22 protein-coding genes are annotated in these 24,067 nt (G+C 43.7%); 12 read left to right on the forward strand and 10 right to left on the reverse strand.

From position 1 onward, the window contains the following. Positions 1-30 precede the first annotated feature (30 nt). The 10 genes from B0X70_RS08730 to B0X70_RS08775 form a co-directional block, all read right to left on the reverse strand. Positions 31-447 carry a contractile injection system spike tip protein gene (locus B0X70_RS08730; RefSeq protein ID WP_036807044.1) on the reverse strand — a complete coding sequence of 139 codons (417 nt, stop codon included), beginning with the start codon at positions 445-447 and terminating at the stop codon, positions 31-33. Further along, on the reverse strand, positions 444-890 hold the full coding sequence (locus B0X70_RS08735) for a GPW/gp25 family protein (protein WP_036807047.1): 447 nt from the start codon (positions 888-890) through the stop codon (positions 444-446). Before B0X70_RS08735 ends, B0X70_RS08730 begins: the two co-directional genes overlap by 4 nt. Before the next feature lie 12 nt (positions 891-902). Then, a complete protein-coding gene (locus B0X70_RS08740) occupies positions 903-2,504 on the reverse strand; it encodes a phage baseplate assembly protein V (protein ID WP_036807050.1) in 1,602 nt (533 codons plus the stop codon). Continuing rightward, positions 2,501-3,184: a CIS tube protein gene (locus B0X70_RS08745; protein ID WP_217471322.1), complete on the reverse strand. Its 684-nt coding sequence runs from the start codon at positions 3,182-3,184 to the stop codon at positions 2,501-2,503. The genes B0X70_RS08740 and B0X70_RS08745 overlap by 4 nt, the downstream gene beginning before the upstream one ends. After that, positions 3,171-3,350, reverse strand: a complete 180-nt coding sequence (locus tag B0X70_RS08750; protein ID WP_217471323.1) for a DUF5908 family protein — start codon at positions 3,348-3,350, stop codon at positions 3,171-3,173. The genes B0X70_RS08745 and B0X70_RS08750 overlap by 14 nt, the downstream gene beginning before the upstream one ends. Beyond that, positions 3,347-3,805: a phage tail protein gene (locus B0X70_RS08755; RefSeq protein ID WP_036807057.1), complete on the reverse strand. Its 459-nt coding sequence runs from the start codon at positions 3,803-3,805 to the stop codon at positions 3,347-3,349. Before B0X70_RS08755 ends, B0X70_RS08750 begins: the two co-directional genes overlap by 4 nt. A 13-nt stretch (positions 3,806-3,818) precedes the next feature. Continuing rightward, positions 3,819-5,000 carry a phage tail sheath family protein gene (locus tag B0X70_RS08760; protein ID WP_036807746.1) on the reverse strand — a complete coding sequence of 394 codons (1,182 nt, stop codon included), beginning with the start codon at positions 4,998-5,000 and terminating at the stop codon, positions 3,819-3,821. Between the two features lie 59 nt (positions 5,001-5,059). Then, positions 5,060-6,526, reverse strand: a complete 1,467-nt coding sequence (locus B0X70_RS08765; protein WP_217471324.1) for a phage tail sheath family protein — start codon at positions 6,524-6,526, stop codon at positions 5,060-5,062. Positions 6,527-6,538: 12 nt separating this feature from the next. Beyond that, the gene (locus tag B0X70_RS08770) at positions 6,539-7,624 is read right to left on the reverse strand and encodes a phage tail sheath family protein (RefSeq protein WP_036807064.1); all 1,086 of its coding nucleotides are present in this window, start codon (positions 7,622-7,624) and stop codon (positions 6,539-6,541) included. Between the two features lie 188 nt (positions 7,625-7,812). Then, positions 7,813-8,262 (reverse strand): contractile injection system inner tube protein, encoded by a 450-nt coding sequence (locus B0X70_RS08775; RefSeq protein WP_036807066.1) that lies wholly within the window; start codon positions 8,260-8,262, stop codon positions 7,813-7,815. Positions 8,263-9,581: 1,319 nt separating this feature from the next. On the opposite strand from B0X70_RS08775, the gene B0X70_RS08780 reads away from it, so the two are divergent. From B0X70_RS08780 to B0X70_RS08835, 12 genes are all read left to right on the forward strand, one after another. Beyond that, complete coding sequence (locus B0X70_RS08780) at positions 9,582-11,390, forward strand: Hint domain-containing protein (protein ID WP_217471325.1); 1,809 nt, start codon at positions 9,582-9,584, stop codon at positions 11,388-11,390. A gap of 677 nt (positions 11,391-12,067) precedes the next feature. Next, positions 12,068-12,634 carry a type 4 pilus major pilin gene (locus B0X70_RS08785; RefSeq protein ID WP_217471326.1) on the forward strand — a complete coding sequence of 189 codons (567 nt, stop codon included), beginning with the start codon at positions 12,068-12,070 and terminating at the stop codon, positions 12,632-12,634. 174 nt (positions 12,635-12,808) lie between these two features. Beyond that, positions 12,809-13,606, forward strand: coding sequence for a prepilin peptidase (locus tag B0X70_RS08790; protein ID WP_217471327.1), 798 nt, complete (start codon positions 12,809-12,811; stop codon positions 13,604-13,606). Between the two features lie 108 nt (positions 13,607-13,714). Beyond that, positions 13,715-15,301: a prepilin-type N-terminal cleavage/methylation domain-containing protein gene (locus tag B0X70_RS08795; RefSeq protein ID WP_040152834.1), complete on the forward strand. Its 1,587-nt coding sequence runs from the start codon at positions 13,715-13,717 to the stop codon at positions 15,299-15,301. 67 nt (positions 15,302-15,368) lie between these two features. After that, a complete protein-coding gene (locus tag B0X70_RS08800) occupies positions 15,369-15,893 on the forward strand; it encodes a hypothetical protein (protein ID WP_105395977.1) in 525 nt (174 codons plus the stop codon). Positions 15,894-15,995: 102 nt separating this feature from the next. After that, entirely contained in the window at positions 15,996-16,337 is a 342-nt protein-coding gene (locus B0X70_RS08805; protein ID WP_036778921.1) for a toxin co-regulated pilus biosynthesis Q family protein, read from the forward strand. Between the two features lie 4 nt (positions 16,338-16,341). After that, the gene (pilN, locus tag B0X70_RS08810) at positions 16,342-17,952 is read left to right on the forward strand and encodes a PilN family type IVB pilus formation outer membrane protein (protein WP_040152836.1); all 1,611 of its coding nucleotides are present in this window, start codon (positions 16,342-16,344) and stop codon (positions 17,950-17,952) included. Positions 17,953-18,003: 51 nt separating this feature from the next. Next, positions 18,004-19,272: a type 4b pilus protein PilO2 gene (pilO2, locus tag B0X70_RS08815; protein ID WP_246593475.1), complete on the forward strand. Its 1,269-nt coding sequence runs from the start codon at positions 18,004-18,006 to the stop codon at positions 19,270-19,272. Beyond that, complete coding sequence (gene pilP, locus B0X70_RS08820; protein ID WP_044467156.1) at positions 19,259-19,801, forward strand: type IV pilus biogenesis protein PilP; 543 nt, start codon at positions 19,259-19,261, stop codon at positions 19,799-19,801. The genes pilO2 and pilP overlap by 14 nt, the downstream gene beginning before the upstream one ends. 22 nt (positions 19,802-19,823) lie before the next feature. Then, a complete protein-coding gene (locus B0X70_RS08825) occupies positions 19,824-21,380 on the forward strand; it encodes a GspE/PulE family protein (RefSeq protein WP_217471329.1) in 1,557 nt (518 codons plus the stop codon). Positions 21,381-21,386: 6 nt separating this feature from the next. Further along, the gene (locus B0X70_RS08830; protein ID WP_036778911.1) at positions 21,387-22,484 is read left to right on the forward strand and encodes a type II secretion system F family protein; all 1,098 of its coding nucleotides are present in this window, start codon (positions 21,387-21,389) and stop codon (positions 22,482-22,484) included. Between the two features lie 13 nt (positions 22,485-22,497). Further along, the gene (locus B0X70_RS08835) at positions 22,498-23,613 is read left to right on the forward strand and encodes an ATPase, T2SS/T4P/T4SS family (protein WP_217471330.1); all 1,116 of its coding nucleotides are present in this window, start codon (positions 22,498-22,500) and stop codon (positions 23,611-23,613) included. Positions 23,614-24,067 lie beyond the last annotated feature (454 nt).

Below are 24,067 nucleotides of genomic sequence, written 5' to 3' on the forward strand. Positions count from 1 at the left end.
GTTATTTAAGAATAAGGTTGAAGGGATTATTTACCCGGCACTCACTGAATATTGGCTGGCAATAAAACGGCCTTTTCCCATACTGGGGGCCGTTACATCCGGGCCAGTTGATGGATTATTCGCCGGTTGTGATGGCGTAAAACGGGCGATAAATTGTTGCCCGACAACAATCACCGAGGCAGGGCTGCGGCAAAAGTTTACCTGTTGGCTGGCATCTAATTGGGCAATGGTGACCATCCCCATGCCGGGTATGGGATGGCTAGGGGTAATATATTGCGCTTGAAACTGTACTTTTTTTTCGTCACCCACAATAACGATTTTTTTGCCTTGGATTTTGGCGTGCCCGCTGCCTCTAATGGTTGCCGGTCCCAGAAGCGTGACTTGCCGGTTGCCGAATAACGGTTCAAATAGCAGGTTGTCACCATCAACGACTAATTGTTTACTCATAGGTTCATCCACACTTGGCCTTCGTTGACCTCAAGGATGCCATCAATTTGTTGGTTGATTTCGCTCCCTCTCAGGATGTAAGTCACCTGAATATGTAGGGTATTGGGTGAATTCGTTCTCTGATTGACCTGAATCATCGTGATTTCCGCGCGTGGTTCATAGCGCAGTACGCGTTCTTCAATTCGGGTTTGGATTTCTGCTATCAGTGCATCATTGATATTGGCAAACAGATAATCATTCAGACCACAACCGTAATCTTCACGCATAATCCGTTCGCCGGGTTCAGTGAGAAAAAGAATTTTCATGCTTTGGCGAACATTCTCTGCGCCTGCTGCCATTTGGACACCGGTGGGTATTTCTGGATGCGTATTATCTTGGATAAAAAATTGTGGTGGAAAAGCCCAACCCCGGCCATAAATATCGGCTAATATGTTGTCTGTCATCTCTCGGTCCTATTACTGTGTTAAGTTAATTTTCGCCCCTTTAATATCGACGCTGGACTTTCCAGTGGCTGACAGGGATTTTTCAGCTTGTAGGTTAATTTCCTGGGCTTTGGTGATGAGATTCTTAGTTGAATTAAGCGTGATATCTTTGTCCTGTTGCAGAGATACGGTATTTTTTCCACTATTCAATGTGAGGGTTTTCTTTTGATTATCGAAGGCAAATGCTTGCTGATTATCCCCTTGTTTGATCACCAAAGTTTTTACCGGATTTTTTTCACTCGGCTCTAGCGGGGATTTATTTTTCGGGTTGTGCATAGCGCCTAATATCACTGGGAAGCGCGGATCGCATTCAAAGAAACCGACAATCACCTCATCCCCCGGGTCAGGGTAGAAACAGAATCCGCTTTCATGACTGGCATAAGGTTTACCCAGTCGGGCAAAAAGCACGCTGTTGGTTAAACTTAACGCCGGTATCCTGACCGGAATTCGGTCTAGTGACTGCTTGTCCTGTTGGTATTTTTCCACAATCCCCACATGTAGCTCTTTAACCTGCGGGACCGCCGGTTCTGTTTCCGGCAACAAGCCCAGAGTTAATCGGGTGCGCCAGCCTTGCCGCTGATTGATGGTCTGACTGACGCCAGTGATAATACCTTTACCATCCATTCCCTGGCCAAAGCCGCTTAACGCCAGAACATCCCCCGGTTGATAGCGGCTATCTCCTGCTACTTCAAAATTTCCGGAGACATTATGACTTCGTAGGTTATTCATGATGCCTTGAGCAAGGTATTTGGCTTGTTCATTATCTTGCGGATAACTAAAAACCCATTGCCATGTCTGATCGGTTAAGGTTGCCAAACTGTCTGGTGCGAGTTGGTCGCTGCCAAGCCCGCTGTTTTTTGCCTGAGCGGCCTGAGACAGTTTTTGTTGTGCGATATCCCAGGATTGTACGCTCACTGCTTTGGGGCTGTGCTGATTGTCCCATTGCAGATCCGCCTCAAACAGCACAATGTCTTGATCACTGGCACGTTGTTTGATTGTGTGCACGGTTGATTGATTAAGTGATTCTGGCATCACCAGTGCGACAGTTTCGTTACCGGGCAACAGCCAGGTATTGGTCGCAGCCAATCGACTTTTTAAGAATTTCCAGTCATTGCAGCGAAACTGGACCATTTGCTCATGTTCAGTTTTAAGCTGAGGCGCTTGTTTTATCGTAACGGGTATACCTGACTGTTTGAATAGTTTTCTGATAATGGCTTCATCACTTTGTTGACTGAATAGCTGTGAGTGGAGACCATCTGTTAATTTTTGTAATGGATGTTTTGCCGTCAAGGTCATCAGACTGTCTTGGCCTTTGAACTTAAGCGTTTGCCGAACAATGATCCCCTTAAACAACACGGTTTTTTGCAGTTGCACGATTAGTTCATGATTCGGACGGCAGCTTGCCAATTCATCCTGCTCCTTGTCGTCAAAAATATGGTTGGCATCGCCAGATGTATTTAAGATGATTTTAGCTGAGGGGATTCCATTGATTTGGTGGACTAATTTAAGACTCACGATAGAAAATTGGCTGAGTACTTTACCATTTATTTTGATATCTATTGCGGATATCTTCATACATCCCCCTGTGCTTGCAGTGTTTGTCCTGGGGCAAAATCATCAAGATTATCCAGATTGTTTTGCCAGGCGAGGGAGAGATAGTCAATACCACCCGCTAGAGAAGCTCCGGCACCTAAGGCAATCAAGGGCAGGGAGAGCATATCGATCACGTTGACCGTAGTAACTGGTGGTGATTTTAATTGCTGTTCCGTGGCTTGAATAACAAAGCTTTCGTCCGCCACTAGAGATAGGGTAGCGTTGGCTCGTAGTGGCGTAGCGTCCCGGTCAAACAGGGTGTAATTGATAGTGAGACCACTGGCCCGTCCGGCAAAATAGCCTCTGTTTTCCCAGCGCATTTTACCCCATTTGATTTTAAGGAAATGGGGCACTCTAGTGCTGGCATCAACTGTACACAAGGCTTTCAGGGTCGCCAGTTGGGTTTCTACTGGAATGTTATTGCCGGGTATAGCGGCATCAAACAGCAGGACTAATGATAAGCCAGCCGGTTGGGATAACACATAGCGGCTGCTTTGGCTGGCATTATTAATACTTTCATCTTGGTGATAACCGGCTTGATAATCGAGTTGGATCGCATTGGGGTTATACATGGCCTGTAAACTGCCCACCGAGACTTTACCTTCCCGGTCTTTAAAGGCAGTCAGGGTGAGTTTGGATAGACCTCGTTCAATTAGGCTCATAATGGCCCCCTGTTTCACGTAATGCGTCTAACACCTCACGTTTTATGATTTCAATTAGACGGGCGTTATCCAGTGCTTCCTGAGCTAATGTTTGTGGGGAGGCGGGATCACTCACTGAATCGGTGACTTTGGCTTGAATAATTAGTTCTTTAATTTCAACAGTCATGCTTTCACTCCTAACCAGCGCATATCTTGATAACGTAATTCTAGAGAGTTCACTAAAATGGCATTGCTATTGGCATCAAAATCGCCGGTGGACCAGCGAACCGGCAGTGCGTTACTTAACGTCCAGCTTGCTACGGGGATTGAATGTTCATTCAGTAACATGATCACGATGTCGGCATACACTACTTTCTCTCCACGTAGGATGCGATCAAACATCAGGGTGAGCGGTGTCACCGTCATAACGCCGCGTTCCAGAAGCAGGCTGCCGTGTTGAATCTTTTCGGTCAGCCAGACATTTCTGGCATTTTCCCCGCCCTGGCTGTGTTGGGTAGTTTGTAACTCACGGCTCAGGCCCGATATTCGCTGAAAGGCAATATCCAGCGGGCTGGGGATATTGTTGAACAGAAAACTGGCGATAAAACGGTGTGATACCGACGGGGTATAGAGGTTATTCATTATTTGTCCCTAATTAACTGGGTACGGCACCGGTACGAGTATCAAATATCAGGCTCAGCTCGATAAATTCCGCTGGAATTAGGAGAGCCAGGGTGATTTTCATGATTATTTTTCCGGCCAGAATATCTGCTTCACTCATTGACTCGTTAACACCCAGTAACACCTCAAATGCTTGATCTTCCTGGGAACCTCGTAATCCGCCTTTTAACCATAACTGACGCAGCAAGTTGTAAGCCTGACCTTTAAATTTCATCCAAGTGATCGGATTATTTGGTTCAAAGACAAAGGACTGGCCTAGTTGGGTCATATGGGCTTCGATATAGGAAACTAGGCGACGAATTTGGATATAGCGCCAGGAGGAGCCGGGGGTATTGTCCAAGGTGCGACATCCCCAGATCCTTATCCCTTTGCCGGGAAAGCTTCGAATCAGATTCAGTGAAGTGCCGTCCGGATTAAAGAGTGCATTGGCTTCAATGTAAGAACGTACCGGGCTGATAACTTTGGCTAATGCGACGTTGGCGGGAGCAGTCCATGCTCCTTTCTGGTTGTCGTTACGCTGAATAATGGCGGCGACCGCAGCGGTAGGTGAGAGTACGATAGGTTGGTCGTGTTCCTGATAGGCACTTTTCACCATTGGCCAATATACTGCACCCCATTGTCGATCATTTGAGGAAAACTGAGCCAGACAGTCAGCGGCTAATGTTGGATCGTCTGGCGCATCCAGTAATCCCATAATGCCGCGCCGACTCTTGCAAAGATCGAGTACTGATTGCCAGAATTGTAACCAAAGGTCTTTTTGGACGCGGGGATCATTAAAGTGGGCAATATCGGGCACGACAATTAACGTGATTTCGCTTTCTGTGGAAATTGCTTTCGTAACTGAGTCTTGTTGTAGAGCGGTGATAATCGATTGAAAATCTTTTCGATTCTCATCATTGCCTAGTGACAGCACATAGGCTTGCTGACCGTCATTTTCAAAGAAGTGGAGCACTGAATAGTACATTAATCCTGACTTATCCCATGTTCGGGGAAAATCAGCCAGGCTGTTTAGCTTGATGGTGATTTTATCGTTAGTGTTTTCGTTTCCGGGCTGTCGGGTATAACCGATAAAAACCGGTATGCCGATAAATTCATTATTTGGTTTCAGGGATATCTGGTGTTCTGTTATCGTGATGCCCGGCTGTTTTCTCGTCATTATCATTATCGTCTCCTCAATGACTGAATAGACGCGGCGTAAAACCGCGTTTTAGACAGCTACTGTGCTACATTTTGCGAAAACTGTAGGATGATAAATTCAGCCGGGCGTACGGCGGCCATACCGATTTTGACGATCATCTTCCCTTGCTTAATGTCATCGTCGGACATGGTGACACCTTTACCAATCTGGACAAAATAGGCTTCATCTGGTTTAGTTCCTGCTAACCCCCCTTGCTGCCATAGACTATATAGATAGTTATTGATGGCGCTACGTACCCTTTCCCAGGTGGGTTGGCTGTTGGGCTCAAAGACGGCAAATTGCATTGCCTGCTTGATATCGCGTTCTGCGCTATTAAATAAACGCCGAACTGGAATGTAGCGCCAGTTATCATCATTTTGCAGGGTACGTGCGCCCCATACGATAATCCCCCGATTATTAAAATAGCGGATGGCATTGATGCCTAATGGGTCCATACTGCTTTGGTCATCATCGGTGAGTCTTTCAGTAACATCACTAATCCCGTTAAGTACAACATTCGCCGGTGCTTTCCAGACGCCACGGCTGGCATCAGTAGCACAATACACGCCAGCTATTACTGCACTGACAGGAATAAAATTGCCATTGGATTTTATTGTGTCCTGTATTTTATTAATAGCCTGTTGATAGACAGCCGGGTTTTTCTCTTTAAGCTGAGCCAGATTTTCGACTGCGTTGTGTTCTGCATCCAGATAACCTAAAACGGCTATAGCACTATCTTCCGTTTGAATGAGTTGTGAGACTTTAACTGGGGGATAATAAGTTGCGGTTTGTGATTTCACATTAACGTCAGGTATTTTTGTTTTAGTTTGGCTGTCAGCGATAAGAAAATATCCGGCCTTTAATAAAGGATCTAGTGATTTATATATCGCATTCTTATATTCCCAATTCGGTTCATGACCCTTTTCAGGGCAGACTATTAATGTAATTTCTAAAGCCTGCTCAATTAACTCAGGAATTAATTTTAGATCATGTCCAGTCAATTCCTGATCAGAAAGTGGTAGGATATAACAAGGTCCACCGCCATTTTGGAAATAAAGTTTTAAGGCGTCACTGCTTGTTGTGTAGGTATCGACATTAACAACATAAGTGTAACCGGGGTCTCCATCTTCTACCTGAATAGTGGTCTTTGTTGTGGGAACAATTTCTGTATTACCCTTGACTTGTGTATCGTCTTTGACTTCCATATCACTTCTGGCTTCCGCATTGCCTTCGCTTTTTTGGGGAACAGGAGCGGGAGACAATGGCTTAGACTCAATTTTAGTTGATGTGATTTGTATCGACGTAATACAGCCTACATTGAATAGATTAGTAAAATCCAACCAGCTATTAATATGCGTTATCTGTAATAACGGTGGGGTTTCTGCTTTTTTCGGCGAAAAACGCCCAATAAAAACAGGTATTGCGGTATTTCCTTGGCTGACAGACAGATCTAATGACGCATCTTCTTCAATATAGACGCCAGGATAGGAGGTTTGTGTGGTCATATTGTCCCCCTTTTACTGGTTCATATTCTGAGTGAACTGCAAAATAATGAACTCGGCTGGGCGAACTGCCGCCATACCGATTTTGGCGATCATTTTGCCCTGCTTGATATCGTCATCGGTCATGGTGATACCTTTGCCAATTTGAACAAAGTAAGCTTCATCTGGTTTATTTCCCGCTAAACCACCTTGCTGCCACAGACTATACAGATAGTTATTGATGGCACTGCGTACTCGTTCCCAGGTGGGTTGGCTGTTGGGCTCAAACACTGCGAAACTCATGGCATTTTTAATGTCCCGTTCTGCACTGTTAAACAGGCGGCGAACTGGGATATAACGCCAGTTATCATTGTCCTCAAGTGTGCGAGCACCCCAGACCAGTGTGCCGCTCTTAGGAAAGGTACGGATCATATTCAGCGCTTGACCTTGGTTATATTTTCCTTGCAGGTCATCAGTTACCGGGTATTTAGGTTGTAATCCTCCCTGAACAGGAACGTTGGCTGGTGCTTTCCAAACCCCCCGGCTGCTATCGACACTGGCATAAATACCGGCCATGACGGCACTAGGCGGAATATCAACCAGGGTTTTCTTTTCTCCCCATTCGGCGGTCAGCCAAGGGTAGTAAACGGCGGCATAAGGGGTAGGAGGGTAAAGCTGGCGTACTTTTTCTGGGTCTTTTATATCGGTATCAACTGGTGGGCCATCAAAAATAGCAAATAAGCCTTTGCCTGATTGACAAAGTGTCCCGACGGCAGTTGTGATCTCTTCTCCGGCGGCAACCAATAGTGTAACGTCATCAAGTACCGGAACTTGCTTTACTAAATCTTTAGTTTTAACGAGATAAGCATATCCACCGCCGTTAATAAAATAAGCCCGCAGTGCGATATCAAGCTTATTGGTGGGATCAAATTCCCCATTTTCACCTTTTAGTGTGAGATATTCTAACCAGCTACTAACACGAACATAGGAATTATCTGGTATTAATGTATTGTCATTTGCAACGGCAAAAACAGGCACTGCTGTTGCACCTGAACGAACCGAGAGTGCTGGTGATGCGTCCTCTTCAATATAAACGCCGGGATAAGTTGGGGTTATTGGCATATTGCCTCCAGGTTACTGTGCGATATTTTGCGCGAACTGTAGAATGATGAATTCAGTCGAATGGATGAACCATGCTAATGTTGATCATCATGTGTTAGCGCATAGATAATTGGTTATATTAGGCGATTATTTTCTTCAATATAAACACCTGAATAGGTCGTTGCTGTGGATATAAATTATCCTCAATATTAAGGAGCCTGAATTGTGACCCGAGCGGCTGTCAGTATTATTTCCTGAACAGCAACTTCATTGCTTGTGGCATCAAAAGAAGGGGAAGTTAGTTTAGTGGGGAATGCATTTGCTACGTTCCAGGTCATTAAAATTTCGGTGCCTGTTTCGTTAGTCAGGCTGATTGAAATATCTTTTTTTTCTACCTGATTAAGCTGAATAGAGTTAATCCAGTCAAAAAGTTTGGTATCACCGGAGAATACTCCCTTACGCAAAGTAATATTAATCGGCTGGTATTGTCCCGGCATTTGATAATAATTACCGGTGCCATCTTTATACTCGATGACATCATGAGAAATATCGAGTCCGGAAACGCTGTTAAAAGGAATTTGTTCGTCACCAATTGAGACAACAAATCGATAAGTAGGGATGGGATATTCAACCGCGATTTGTTCTGGAGTTATGGCCATGATTTTTTCCTTTATTATTTGTATTTAAGATATTTATCGGTTTTTTACTAATGTTGGGTGATGGGTATAGCTACCGCAATAACCTGACACTCAAAGGCTAAAATTCATTATAAATATTTAATGATTCATAAAAACAATTTTTTCATTAAAGAAAAAATCATAAATAATGAAAGTATGTAGGTGATTTTATACTTATCATTAATTGATAGGGTTTGCAATATGAATTTATTAATAGTGTTATTCATGGATATGTTAATGTTTTTCTTTATAAGAAAAATGTTGTAATTCTTATTTGAAATAAATCGGATGTCATCATTTTCAATGACATATAATATTACATTCGGGTAATAGTTTATGCTAAAATAAATTTTCTGTAGTCATATTATAATCAAGAAATGATTACTGATTGATCTCAGAATTTCTGCAATATTCAATTGTGCAAGGAAGAGAATAGTATCTCAATGAAGGACAACGAATTTAAAGCGCATTATTGGATGGCCAGAGTAGGATTCCGTTTCATACAAAAAAATCAAATGCTGTTTCTTGATAATTTCACTCTATCAATACTTCGTGACCAATAGAATCGAATAGAGGGAAAAACTTGATTTAGCTTGTTTATCATCAAATTAACCATATAAATAAGTTAGATCCTGCTTTGGTTAGGTGATAGAAAGATTGTATAACTGGATAGATCGTTTTGGTTGGATACTAATTCGTTGAGGAAAAGGTTGTGAAATCATTATGCAGTGATGTGGTACTTGTAATGTGGATTAATTATTTGGAATAAACTTCTATTAGGGTAGATTTTAGGGCAATGACTCAGCATTTTAAATGAATAATACATAAATAGTTTTGTAAAAATTTTTTATATGACAAGAAAATACTATAGGCTTGACGGTTTGTTAAAAATGACTATTAATTATATAAGTAAGTATGATATATCTTTAACATCTATTTCTTCTATAGTTAAGGGTTTATCTCGGTAGAGGCAATAGAGTACACGTAATATATGAGGAGTGATTTGTTTTCAGGTTGTACTGAAGTTTATTTAAAAGCTCTTTTTTTGGAGTAATACTTAAGTTCGTTCTTTATTATAAAAAACATAGAATAAGCTTGATAGGATAGACAACTAGGAGTTATTATGAATATTTACTAGTTAATTGTAAAGGTGAAATTATGATATTAATATACTACTTACTATCCCTTCAAGGCTACAGTGAGTAGTAACTGTTATAATATTATATTGATGTATGGTTTTTCGTAAATAAAGCCTGGGTAATTCGTTGTTTGCAAAAACTTTATTTTTATAGGATGAAATTATGACTCTATACAAAAGAATATTGTTGCTTTTCATGATGTTATTTACTCCTATAATGTCATGCTTTGCGGATACTAAAATAATAGATAAATTATCTGACGAAGATAATAAGGCTATATCTCAACTACTAGAGAGTATTCGGAAACCTAATGAACCTCAATTGATCAATTTAACTATTCCCGTTTATGAGAGAGGATATAAAGCATTATTACAGTACAATGGTATTACAAAACAGAAAAATCCTGATGTTTTTGAACATATTGATGCTATGAAAGCAAAGCAAGAAGCACTGATTAAGAATAAGGAATTACATGAAATACCCATATCGAATACAGGGCCGGCAGGAGAACCAGAAAACTATTTTGGTAAGCCTGTAATAATACCTTCTAAAGATTATAAATCAATTTCAGCTTCAGTTTTTAATTCTCTTTATTATCCTGATTCCTCCGTCCCTTCATCGTTCCAGGATACACTGGTAATTTATGAACTGAGTAAAGATAGACCTACTCTACGGGCAATCGCATCAGGTTCAAGCAGTATAGAGAACAAGCAAGTACGGAGCCATACAACAAAAGCTATTCCTGTGGATGGTGTATTTGATGGTATCAATAATCCTAATCAATCTCCTGTTATCGCTATTTCAACATATCAGGGAAAAGTAAATGGAATAAGCATAAGTAACGGGCCTGTTATAATGAAATCAAATATATTTGATTCCTCTACTGTGCCAAAAAAGATGTGTAACACGTCACCTAATGCACCTGATTATGTAAAAAAGGAGATATGTAACACGGACCCTGGTTATAATGAGTATTTGCAGCATATGCGCCCCATAATCGTTTGTTTAAATAGAAAAAACCCTGAAAAAGGCGCTCCGGATGCTTGCGATTATGGCCCAATGACGCCAGGTCTCCCAAATGAGAGGACACATATTAATATGGAAATAGTTGGTCATGTTGAATTTCATGATCCTATCTTGGTTGATGGTAGTGGGAACCCTATAGGAACCGAGTTTTTACCACTATATGTGGATTTGTCGTTGATCGGCACTGATACTGGTGGTGCATGTAAACTTAGGGAAATTAACCAACAGACATTTTGGGAACATGTACAACCGATTACTATAGATGATAAGGAAAAATTATTATGGAATTTTTCTGAATCGAACGGATATGCTGATTTCGGGGCAATATGCTGGAAAAATAATGCAAGATATGTACTGGACTTGCAAGCTACTATTTTGACAACTCCTGATGGTACAGCAGATTCAGCATATCCTGTTTCATTCTCTTATACTGATAATTCCGGAAGTACTCCGTCTGATTCACAATTCATTTACCCACCGATTAACATCCAATATGGTTGTATTGCTGAAGGTACATTAATAGATATGGCCGATGGTTCTAAGAAGAAGGTTGAAGATATACGTTCAGGCGATAAAGTTCTAACAAAGCAAGGTGGTGTATTACAAGTGAAAAGCCGTATTGTAGGTCACGATACTGAATTTGTTGATTTAATTTATAATAATGGTGAAAAAGTTTCACTGACTCCAACGCATCCTGTTGCAACATTACGAGGAATAGTCAAAGCCGATGAACTTAAGGCTGGTGATACAATATATACACGTGATGGTCAAACTACCCTTAGCTCAGTTAAATTGAGAAACACTGATCCATTAAACGTATATAATTTCGTGTTAGAAAAAACAGATGATAAAAGTGAATTGTTACCTGAAGATGCTTTGCTTTTTGCTGGCGGCATTTTAGTCGGTGATAATAACCTGCAAAGAAAGGTATCGATAGCAAATTGATCTTTTTAAGAGACTGAATTTTAATTGTCAGTATTAAACTGCACCACCTCCTAATGGAGGTGGTCTTTTACTTATTATAGTTTTGTCAAGTCAAAGAACCACACTCTCCGATTTAAGATATCGGCTTAGTGTTGATTTCGTTTCATTTAAGCTTAAATTCTCTATTCCTTTCTCAATAAATAGCGAGCAAAAATTCGCTATCTGCATTTAAAAAACCTTGGTTAATTAAAGGCTTTTTTCTTTAACAAAGAGCACTTAGTGTTGAACACTGTTGTATGTCCCATTTTTACAAAAATGTGATCTGTGACAGGCCCGGTACAACAGCAAGTCTTAACAACAAATTAATTTTATATATGAAAAATACTTATATTTTATTGTTTGCAGCTAATTGACTGAATAAAATTCATTGATTTTTTAATAGGCTATATCATCAATTTTAATCGATATTCACGATTGAAATTAAAATATTTGATAGTTTTTGACGATCGTTTGTGTGATTTTTGAACGTTTTAAACAATTTTATTTTTCAAATTGTAATCTATAGGATTAATTTCAATATGAAACACTAAAGTGTTTTAAATGTTTTTATGTGTGTTATTATTGAGTTAATATTTTGTTTCATTTGGTGAGTATGTGAGTGGTAATGCGTCTCTTATTTTGATTTTGGAGTGATTAGCATGAATAAGAAAGTCAATGTACTGCGTGGCGCCAGGCGTCAATCGGGTTTTACGCTGATTGAAGCATTGGTTGTGATGATTGTCGGCATTGTGATATTGGCCGCAGCCGCAGCCGGGATTGGTAAGTTGTTTCGGGCTTCGGAAATCTCAACCGAATCGTCGAATATTACTCAGATGGCCGCAAATTTGAAGTCAATTAAAAATGGCGCCAAAGGCTATGACAGTTTGGATAATAAGATCGCCATTAATTACAAAGTCGTTCCCGCCAATATGACTCAGGATGGTAAGACCGGGATTATTTTTAATAGTTGGAATGGCAAGGTAATCATTTCTCCGGGCGATGCCACCGCTCAAACCTTTAAGATTGAGTATCAAAATGTGCCTGATGAGGCTTGCCAGCAACTTTCGCTGAAATTGCGGGTTGCAGGTTGGTCGAAAATGACCGTTGGGAGTGGGAAAGGACAACAATCTGGCATAGAAATTAAACCAGATTCGACTTTGGCGCAAATTGAATCGGCATGTAATGCCAATGATGCAAATACCGTGACGCTTGTTTCTGCCAGTTAGGACATTGATTTTAAGACATGGATTGTTTTGATGTGATATGTGGCTTGGCAGGCTTGGTGAAGGCTTTTCAAGCTGCATTTTCTTAGTGATGGAAACAAGCCGGTTTCGCTGGTTTTGTTGTTGTTCTCTTATCCAATGCGGTTCGTTGTGTGCTGAATCTGCCGGGAGATCATCATGATGATAGGGTGGTTGCAATCTTCTACCGGGTGTTTGGTTCTGGCATCCGGGTTGTTAGGGTTGTGTGTCGGAAGTTTTCTTAATGTGGTGATTTGTCGCTTGCCGATGATGATTTTCTCCGAAATCAATAGCGAGGCTGCCGACTTTAATCTCTGTTTTCCCCGTTCCCATTGTCCACGTTGCAGCCACGTGTTAGCGGCCCGCGATAATATTCCCCTGTTGAGCTATTTGTACCAGAAAGGGCTTTGTCGATACTGTAACGGTACGATTTCTATACGCTATCCACTGGTTGAAGGCGCGGTAGCGTTACTTTTTTCTTTACTGGCTTTGGATCTGGGGTGGAGTTACGGGTTGTTGGGGTTGTTGGTGTTGAGTTCGATGTTGATCGCACTGGCGATCATTGATTTCGAACATATGCTGCTGCCCGATCAACTGACGCTTTCTTTGCTGTGGCTAGGGTTGTTGTTCAATCTGCATTCTGCCGGATTTGTGGCATTACCTTTGGCCGTCAGTGGCGCGGTTTGTGGATATCTGTTTTTCAGGCTGGTGGCGTGGATTGCCCGGCAATGGGTCCAGCGTGATGCGTTGGGAATGGGAGATGCTAAATTTCTGGCGGCGCTTGGCGCCTGGTTGGGGGTGGAAGCGCTTCCATTTATGATTTTGCTGGCAGCAAGTTTCACATTAATAAGTTATCTGGCGATTTGGCGACTATGCAGCATGAAAACGGCGCCACAGATACCTTTCGGCCCGGGTCTGGCAGTCGCGGGATTGATTATGGCGCTTTTCAATAGGTAGCCAGGCATAAGTGGGCCGCAGTGTCGTTCCCTTGGCGGGATCGCTTTTGGGGTAAATAGTTTATCGGATGGAGTAGATTTTCTTACTTACTATTAAGAAGGACTATTTATGCATGATGATGAGTCTGTATCTATATTGATGATAAGCCGCCATGATGCAGGTTTCACTTTGCTGGAAGTGACTGTTGCACTGATAGTACTGGCATCAATGATGGTGGTTGGTGTGGTTTATCTCAACAGACAGAGTGACATGCTGGTGAATCAGGTTGTCGCCGGGCAGATCCAACATCTTGGTGATGCGGTGGTGGATTATGTTAATGATAATTACGTCGCTCTAAGTCGTGGACCCACTCCAGCACCAATTAATTGGGCAGAGCTGCCCTCCTATTTACCTCCGGGGCTTGATCAGAATACGGTCAATCCGCTTGGTCAGAAATATGATGGCGTATTACGCGTTGTCATGTTGCCTAATGGCAAAAAACGCATTGATCCGTTGATTTATACCGTTCCAGCAATGGCTAATGGAAAACAGCCCGATGTTGCTAAACATTCGATGAAGATTGCGCAATTGATTGGGGTTGGCGGCCTGTATTTGGATTATAAAAATCGGGATCATCGTAATCCGGCCACTTATTGGAATAGTTATGGTCAAGTCAATGCGCCTGGATCTTTTTCTGGTTTTTTCAATGATCAACCCAAGGAGATTGGCCGTATTTTTTATGCTCCGTTCATGCGGGATGCGTCAATCTATGGCCCGGGAACATTGGCGGGCGACTTGCTTCATCGACAAAAAATAGGCGGGCATCCAGAGTGGAATAGGATGGAAACCAGCATCAACATGGGCGGTCATAGTCTTGAGCAGGTGAATACTCTGTCGATGCAAGGCCCCGGTATGGTTAATGGTGTGAATAAGATCGCCTTTTCTGCCCGCTCTCAGGGAAACCCCTCCTATATTGAACAAAATAGCGACGGTGAAGTGGTTGTCAATCCAGAACATGGCACGTTGTTTATCCTTGATGGTAATGCTAATCCCGGTAATAAAGGGACTTTGGCTGCCGGTGATATTCATGCAGATAATAACGTCGTTGTTGGCAATAATTTAGTGATCAACACTCAAACTGGAAATCTTGTCGGTGGCAAGTGTCCTGCGTTAGGTAACCTCTCCATGAGTAAACAGGGAGAACTGTTGGTGTGTCAGGGGATTAATGTTGATAAGTCAGATTTGGAATGGAGAGATGCTAGTGGAGGCAGGCGGTTATTGGCAAATCAAGCGGTAATCAGCAGTGGTTATTGGCTTGCATCGGGAATGTCGTCAGGAATAACAAGTAAGAGAGATGCCTATTATGTTAGCGGTGACGGCAAAGTAAACAGTCGGCGTCAGCCTTTTTTTAACAATTCAAATGCCCCTGTGTTAGTCACCGTCTCTACACCTCCGATTGCTAATAACCATCGTATGCGTTGCGTGTTGGCTGTGTATGAAGCGGATAAAAATGGCAACAGCCAAAAATCTGATTTACCGCTTGTTTTTCAACGATCTGGACTGGGGGATTATCCCGAAGAGAATTCCAAGGTAAATCTAAAGAATACAAGAATTTGCATAGTGTCATTCATTGCTGGACCACATCGCAAATATAACATTGCCAGCGTGTTCCATTCTTCCAAAAACAGTTCCCATATTTTGAGAAGTCATAACTGATGAGTAGCAGCATCTTGTGCATCTGATGATTTGGCGTTAACCAATCTAGAGTAATAGGAGAACATAAATGTGGCCATTAGCGATTGTTGGGATTGCCGTTGTATTTATCATGCAACTGATTTTTGGTGAGTTGTTGTATGAAGTGCGTGTGCAGTCAGTGCGTGCCAAGACTGATGTAGCCGCGCTGTTTCGTAGCTATGCTTCAGCCGGTGTGCAATTGCTTAATCATCATTCCGTCGGCGTGATCAAGAGTCGCAAGATGCAACAGGCATTGACCACTCTACATATGACGTGGGTGAATACCGATGCCTGGTGTGACAACGTTGCCAGCCAGTGTCTCTGGGGGGGATTTATTTCAGGGACTCATGTCTATATTTTCCGCAAAAATATCCTCTCCGGGGACAATGGGTTGTTGCATGGCGCTTTCGGAGAATTACTTAAATGGAGCGCTGAACCCGATCAGATTGGTTTTAAGCAGGGTTCCAGACTCATCGACGGTAGAGGAAAACGGGTAGAGAGTCTGCTTGCCAGACGATTACCGGATGATGTTCGGAAGTTTGTATCTGACGGTGCGCTGGTGGAAATACTGTAGTTGTTGGAAATACTCGTTGTTGTTTCGCAAGCGGGCTTTCTTTGGGTCGCTAGTCTTGGTTAACAGGTTGTTTGGATTACTTTTTTTCTTTTGGAAAGATCGATGAACAAAATAATCACATATGTTTTTACGGTACTTGTCTGTATGTCAAGTGTCGCCGTTTATGCAGCACCGATGCGTACACCCGTTCCTGTGGCGACGGTGTGGACAGCAACTCCGGGGCAAACTTTGCGCGATGTTACACAAGAATGGGCGAGTAGGTCTGGCTACCAAGTGGTATGGGATGCTTCCTATGATTTCCCTATCCGAGCAGGTCTGCGTTTTAATGGCACGTTTATCCATGCGGTAAGCGAGCTGTTCGAAGCCTATACGATGGCGAATCGTCCTTTTGTTGTCGATATTTATCAGGAACAGCGGCTTGTTCATGTACAGGCTCAGGGGTAATAACATGCATATCCAGTTTTTGACGTTTTCCAGATTGATATTGTTGCCCTGTATAGCGACTGGTCTGGCAAGTTGTGCAGCAATCTCTAATGTTGATCGGCAGGCAGATGCTGAGATGGCAAATGCTAACAGTATTATTAAGGAGTTACGCAATACTGCCGCCATGACGGCTGTGCATGTTCACGAGCATGGTTATTGGGTATCAACTAAGGAGATTCCATCAAAGAAGGAGGGTGAAACTGTTTCTTGCACGTTGACGCTGGAGGAAGCGGAGCCGATGACGTTGAGTCAGTTTGCGGAAAAGATCAAGCGTATCTGTGGCGTGCCGGTGCTGATCAGTGCTGATGCACGGTTTACAGTGTCTCCTCCCAGTTCGGCATCGGAGGTGAAAGAGAGTGGTCAGGAGGAGGTTGTTGTCAATTCGAACGCGCAGTCAATATCTGAGGGCGGTCAACCAGAAGAGATGAAAATAAACGTGCATTGGCATGGCTCCTTGGCAGGTTTGCTTGATTCGGTCATTTTGTCATCAGGATTGCATTGGAAAGTACACAATGGAGCAGTGCATATTTTCAAAACAGAGACGCGAGTGTTTCAAATATATGCATTGCCCGGTACGGATGCATTATCTTCCAGCGTGACAGCGACGACCAATGCCACGTTCGGCGGGGGCTTAAATGGAAGTGATAGCGGTAACGGCAACAGCGGTAGTTCCCAAACTCTCGCGACTTCTTTGACCCGTTCGGTTATGGATGAGATCCAAAAAGCAGTGGCAAATATGCTAACGCCTGGCGAAGGTAAGTTAACTTTGTCGATGGCGACGGCATCATTGGTGGTAACTGATTCACCCGAAGTACTTGATAGAATTAAGGATTATATTGATCAGCAGAACAAATTATTGACAACGCAGGTGGTGCTTAATGTCAAGATCCTTAACCTGACGTTCGATCGGGCTGATCAGTATGGCGTTGATTGGTCACTGGCCTATAAAGACGCTCATATCGGAGTGGGTGGCGCGGGCAGCGGTGTTACCGAGGGGGGGGATATCAGTACCAATATTCATATTCTTAAGGGGCCATTTAGTGACAGTAATTTACTGATCAAGGCATTATCGACCCAAGGTAAAGTCTCTATAGTGACTCAACCTTCGGTGACTACACTGAATTTGCAAGCGGTACCGATGCAGGTTGCAACCCAGACCGGTTATGTTTCATCAACTTCTAGTACTTCAACGCCACAAGTTGGCATTTCAGTAGGGATCGAACCAGCGACAGTGACGACGGGTTTTAATATGTTGATGCTGCCTTATGCAATGGCCGACAAGCAAATATTGTTGCAGTACAACATTAGTTTGAGCGATTTAAAGAGGCTGGAGAAGTTTGGCGAGAAAGCGACCGGTCAGGTGCAGTTGCCGACAATAGATTTACGCGCATTCAGTCAGAAGGTGAGACTACATTCAGGTGAAACACTGGTGCTATCAGGATTTGAACAGCAGTCAGATACCAGTGATCGTAGTGGTTTGGGCAGCCCGGATAATCAATTCTTGGGTGGGAGCCGTCAGGGCAAAAGAAACCATAATGTGATCGTAGTCATGATTACTCCTATAGTGGTAGATTGAATGGTGGTAGATTGAAAAATGACCCAGACTGAAACGGGCGCGGAGCGCGCTATGCAAATCAAACTATATGGTAAGACGTTGGTCGCAGGCATTATCTGGCGACCGCCTGTCACTGTGTTAACACGTTCTCACATACGCAGAAATGGGATTGCCGCAGGGTTTACCTTGGCTGTCCGGCATCGTGTTGGACGAAGTATACAGGTCGGGTATGTACCAAAGGAGTCAGGAGTGCCGGGTTGTTATTCATTGGCGGCCGTTCTTGCTAAAGCGGTGGATAAACCTAACTGGATAGGTGCGTTTCATTTGCCTGATGGACATTATGCATTGGTAGCGGTACATCAGGGCGCGATAATGGCTGGACGTGATTTGATCGGCACTCGTGAAGAGATCGAAGCGAAATTGCGTGATACGGTGCAGTTGGTAGAGGGCGCCAATGGGGTGTGGAATGCGATTTATGCGCCGAAGGAGTTTGAATCGCCGTGGTTGGAGGTGCCATTGGCGCAACTGTTGCCGCAGTCCGCGTTGAGAAAGTCTGTTGGTCAGCTTGAGAGTTTAACCGGCGAAATGTCGAAGCGCCAAATTAAGGTCTTTGCCATGACCGCAGGTACTGCGTTCTTGTTAGTTGGCGGTTGGTGGATGTGGCACATCTATAAGCAGAATACAGAAATAAGGGTACCGGATTTATCCAATGAAGTGGTGGAAGTTCCACCGCCGCATCCGTGGCTTGCGCAACCGACAATGGCGTCTCAGTTTTCTGCATGGAATAAAGCTTTAGCCAAGGTTCCCTTATCACTCGCGGGTTGGCAGATTGAAATCATTATGTTGGATGCTAATGCGATTTCTGTGAGTTATCAGCGCCATGATGGGATGCCGATCAATGTTTTCCAGGTTGCTGCTATCAATATTTTCCGGGCTGGCCCGGTGATTTCCAATGGTGGGGAGCAGGCACAGGTATTGATACCGTTTGAGCAGTCGCAGGGTCATGATCAGGAAAACAACGACGATGTGTTGCAGTCGTCAGATCAGGCGCTGGTTGAGCTGATGTCTTATTTTCAGGCGCTAGGTTTGCCGCCGCCAACGTTGACTGAGGGAGCTTCCGTTTTACCACCGCCTCCGCCCCCTTTGCCAGAAGGCGAAACACGCGAGTGGGCCAATCCTGATTGGCAGACTTATAACTGGACACTGACTTCTCAATTAGCGCCAGATGCACTGTTTTCAGGTAAGCCACTCCCCGGATTGAGAGTGACCAGCGCCAGAATTGTGTTATCTGATGGTTTTCCTGAGTGGAAGCTGAGTGGAGTTTTCTATGCAAAAAATTAGCCAGCTTATAATCAGTCTATTTGTGGTGTCGGTATTTTCCCTGACATATGCGCAAACATCATCTACTGAGTTACCGGCAGTTCAGACGAAGCGCCATGTTGCACAGAAGCCTGCATTGCCAGCGATAACCACTGACAGCGTTGCTGCGCAACTGGAAAAGTTACAGACGGATTTGATGTTACTTAAAGCTGAAACCGCAAGGGCAAATGCTCAGGCTGAATTCGATAAAATTTCCAGAATGGTGAATAAAAGAGATGCCGTTAATAATGGCCTGCCTCTGGTTAAGTCAATCTTCGGGCGCAATGGGGCTCTGACCGCTACGCTCCGGCTTCGTTCAGGCGGCATCATGGATGTGAAAGCAGGTGAACAGTTGCCGAATGGTTATAAAGTGGTCCGCATTGATACCGGGGGAGTGACTTTCTCCAAACAGGGGAGATTCTATGAGGTAGGTCTTACGGCTACCAATGATGCATCGTTGCTGGATAGCCTTGACCTGATGGTTGCGCCGCCGCTGCCGTTAAGCCGTTAATTACTGATGGGTGGCGATATTTATGGAAATAACATGCTCCGATCTGTTGTGTATGGTCAGGCAGGGTGCAAAAGTTTTATCTGCCTTGAGCGGCGTACTTGAAATAGAGTTAGCTAACCGCAGTTTGATATGTCTTGTTGAGTTACCTCAGCAGAAGGGGCAATGCGTACTTGCCGTATCTGCTTCCCACCGGCTTGATCCCCATGTGCTGGCCTATGAAGAGACGGTTAAAAGACATGGCCTTATCTATCAGACTGTCACTTGTGGCATGGGGAGCATATTGGAATTGTACCGTCTCAGTAAGAGCGAGAGTCATGGACTAGGAGGGAGTGAATCGGATGTTCAGCGTTATATCATTCGCTTAATCGGTGAAGCGACTGAGGAACGGGCGTCAGATTTGCATATCGTTGCTCGCCGTAATTATTGTGAAATTCGTTGCCGTATCGATGGTTATTTGCGCTCAATAGGCCAACTGCGGCCGGAAGAAGGGTTGCGATTATGCGCGACTATCTATCAAAGTATGTGTGACGTGGCAGAGCCGACGTTTAAACCGATGCAGGCGCAGCGCGCGCGAATGAAAGATGAGTTTCTGGCCGAGTGCGGACTTTCCGGGGCGCGTATTAATACCCGCCCGCTTGATCGCGGCATGTTGATGGTGCTGCGATTGTTGTATGCGGACAGCCCCGGTACGGTGTGCACCTTAAGCGATCTCGGCTATTTGCCCGAACAGTGTCAGATACTGGAAGAACTTATGGAGCATCGGGCTGGCGTGGTTCTTTTGTCTGGTGCGACCGGTAGTGGAAAGAGCACCACCTTGAAAGTTGTGATGCAGAAGATGATAACCGAGCAAGCCGGCATCCATCTGCTTACGCTTGAAGATCCACCCGAATATGAAATTGAAGGCGCTAATCAATCTCCTATAACCGGAGATCGAGGTGATAGCATTATTGTCGAACAGGAATGGGCGATGGCAATTGCTGATGCAATGCGGCTCGATCCTGATGTGATTATGGTCGGTGAGATACGCGACGCAGTGACGGCAAAGATGGCATTTCGTGCCGCAATGACCGGCCATCTTATTTGGACCACGATACATGCAAACGATGCTTTAGCGATCTTGCCCCGCTTGCAGGATGAGGCTGTGATGGAGTCGCTATTAATGGATTCGCGTCTGGTGATTGGTTTAGTCAGCCAAGCGCTGATTCAGGTGTTATGTCCTCATTGTAAAGTTCCCCTGCAAGGGCATGAGCAAGAAGTCTCCGAGCGTCTGTTGAAACGACTCAATATTTATTGTCAGCCGGAATCGGTTTGCCTACAGGGGGAAGGTTGTGACTATTGCAAACAGTGCGGCACCTTGGGCCGAACAGTAGTCGCTGAAGTGATACGCACCTCCCCCGGCTTAATGCAAGCTTATCGAATGGGTCATCATCACGAAGCGACTCGATATTGGATCTCGGAGATGGCGGGATTAAGTAAGATCGACGCGCTTATTCGCAAAATAAATGACGGGATAATCGATCCCCGTGCCGCAGAACGTGTGATGGGGCCGATTATTCCCGCGATCCATCAAATAGAGTGAAACGCTATGTCCATGACCGATTTTGTTGAAAGACTGAACTATCGATTTGCGAAGATCCAGTTTGGTAATAAAGCGCGGATTCGTTTTTACGGGCATCTGATCATGATGTTGGAAAATCGTATCATGCTGATTGATGCATTACGTGAAATGTATAATATCGCCAGCAACGAAGGCCATAAACCCAACAATGGTTGTGCGTTGGTGTTAAGTAGTTGCTATGAATCTGTCAGTCAGGGCAGTACCTTGGCGGAGAGTTTACAGCGATGGATTGGTCCCAATGAAGTCGCGGTGATTGCTGCGGGTGAGCGTTCCGGCGACATACGTAGCGCTTTTATGGATGCGATCGCCATGATCGAAGCGGGTAGCAAGATCCGCAGTGCCGTTATTGGCACATCTATTTATCCACTTATACTCATCGGGATGATATGTGTCTTGCTGCATATTGTGGCTGGGAGTTTGGTGCCCAAACTGGCTGCTGTTTCTAAGCCGGAAACTTGGGATGGTGCGGCTTATACTCTTTATTTAATGGGAACATTTGTCAACGATTATGGATTTTATTCGCTGATATTGCTGGTGATATTGATCATTTTATTGTTGTTATCGCTATCTTTTCTGGGGGGGCGACTGCGAACAGTGCTTGACCGGTTTCCGCCGTGGTCACTGTACAGAACTATTCATGGCAGTATGTTCATACTGAATGTGTCGTTGTTGATCCGTTCAGGGATGATGTTGCAATCGGCGCTGGAATTGCTGCTGGAACAGGCGGGTTCCCGCTGGCTGTATGTGCGTATCGCGGCTACGCTCGAACATATTTCAATGGGGGCTGGTTTTGGTGAGGCATTGCGCGATACCGGTTACCGTTTCCCGGATGACGAGGCGATCAGTTATCTGAGGTTATTGTCACGATTGCAGGGTTTTGATCAATCAATGGCGAAGTTTGCACGGCACTGGTTGGATGAAACGATAGTTAAGGTTCAGATAGTGACGCGAGGCTTCCTGTTGGCTTCAATTCTTATGATTGGCGGCATGTTGATGCTGGTGGTGACGGCGGTATCGGGCATTGAAAACGCCATTGAACAGTCGTTATCTATGCCATCTGTTTAATTCGAGATTAACGATGAAAATCAGGCAGAATATTGAAGCTGGAACCAGTGAAATTCAAGGAACAGGCGGCATATGTCGTGAGAAGGCGTTGAATGAGCTGAGAGAAGCTTGCGGGCCGATTATCCTCCGAGCGCTTGATGACAAAGACGTGGTGGAAATCATCATTAATCCTGATGGAAAACTGTGGATTGAATTGCATAACCAAGGCATGAATGAAGCGCAATCTCATTTTCCGGCGGATGCGGCAGAGCGGATTTTACTGATTTCAGCTTCGTTGCAAAAGTCAGATGTTGGCGTTGATGTAGGTCTGATTGAAGGTGAATTCCCATTGGGGAGCGCTCGGATTGCCGGTGTTTTGCCTCCGCTGGCAAATGCGCCGACTATTGCCATTCGTAAACACTCTCCGGTGGTATTATCGCTGTCTGATTACCGCAAAAGCGGCATTATTAAGCCGATAGGCGCTGCTGCCATGCGGTTGGCATCTGGAATAGCGAGTTATAAACGCAGTTTTGAACACCCAATTGAGGCAATTCGTGAAGCTGTGATGATGCGCAAGAATATTCTAATCGTTGGGGGTACCGGCAGTGGGAAAACGACGCTGGCTAATGCTATTTTGTACGAAATCAGCCTGCAATGCCCGAGTGACCGTATTGTGGCGATTGAGGATACGATGGAATTACAGCTTAATAATGCTAATCGGGCGCTGTTACGCACTAGTAAGGATGTGGATATGCGTCGCTTGCTGCGAACGACAATGCGTTTGCGTCCAGACCGGATTGTAGTGGGGGAGATTCGCGGCGGTGAAGCTTATACTTTGCTCAAGAGTTGGAATTCCGGCCATCCTGGAGGAGTAGCAACCATGCATGCTAACTCATCTGAAGAGGGGTTACAAAAACTGGCGCATTACATTTATGAAAATGAAGCGGCGCAGGGTTTTACGCCTGATACTATCGGTTGGATGATTGCCAAAAGTGTGAATTTGGTGGTGGTAATAGAAAAAATCGCAATGGAACCGGGAAGAATGGTGTCAGAAATTTGTGAAGTTTCCGGGTTTATGAATGATCGTTACAATATGAATGTTTTGTGCTTACAAAGTAATGGATATTGTGAGTTTAAACCACGTATTTAAAGTGCGATGTTACAAATAATTCTGAAAATGATGATGAGAATATAAAAATAATAATAACAAATTTATCTATAATTTATTATTTTATTCTATTAATTAAATGTTTGTTGTTTTTAAAATAATGATATTACAGGTTAAATAATTAAATGCTGCTGAATATTGATGTTTGTGGTTAAGAATGGTAATTGAATTTTAAATGTAAAAATACTGTGAATTATGTACAGACTCTCGGATAATTAAATGTAATGATATGAAGAGAATAAGGTTTTCTGTTCTGTTTTACATGTATAAATGGTTGATTAATATGATTATGTTTGTTTTTTTTATTATTTTAATTAATTGCTAATGAATTATCTGGATATTATAAATGAAAAAATTAATAGATTTAAAAATACATAGCTTCTTTAATTTTTTGTAGCCCGGACAATATAGATTTAAGCCATTGTAAATTTGGCAA

Origin of the sequence: Photorhabdus akhurstii, from assembly GCF_019090985.1 — a bacterium.
Taxonomy (GTDB): Bacteria; Pseudomonadota; Gammaproteobacteria; order Enterobacterales; family Enterobacteriaceae; genus Photorhabdus; species Photorhabdus akhurstii.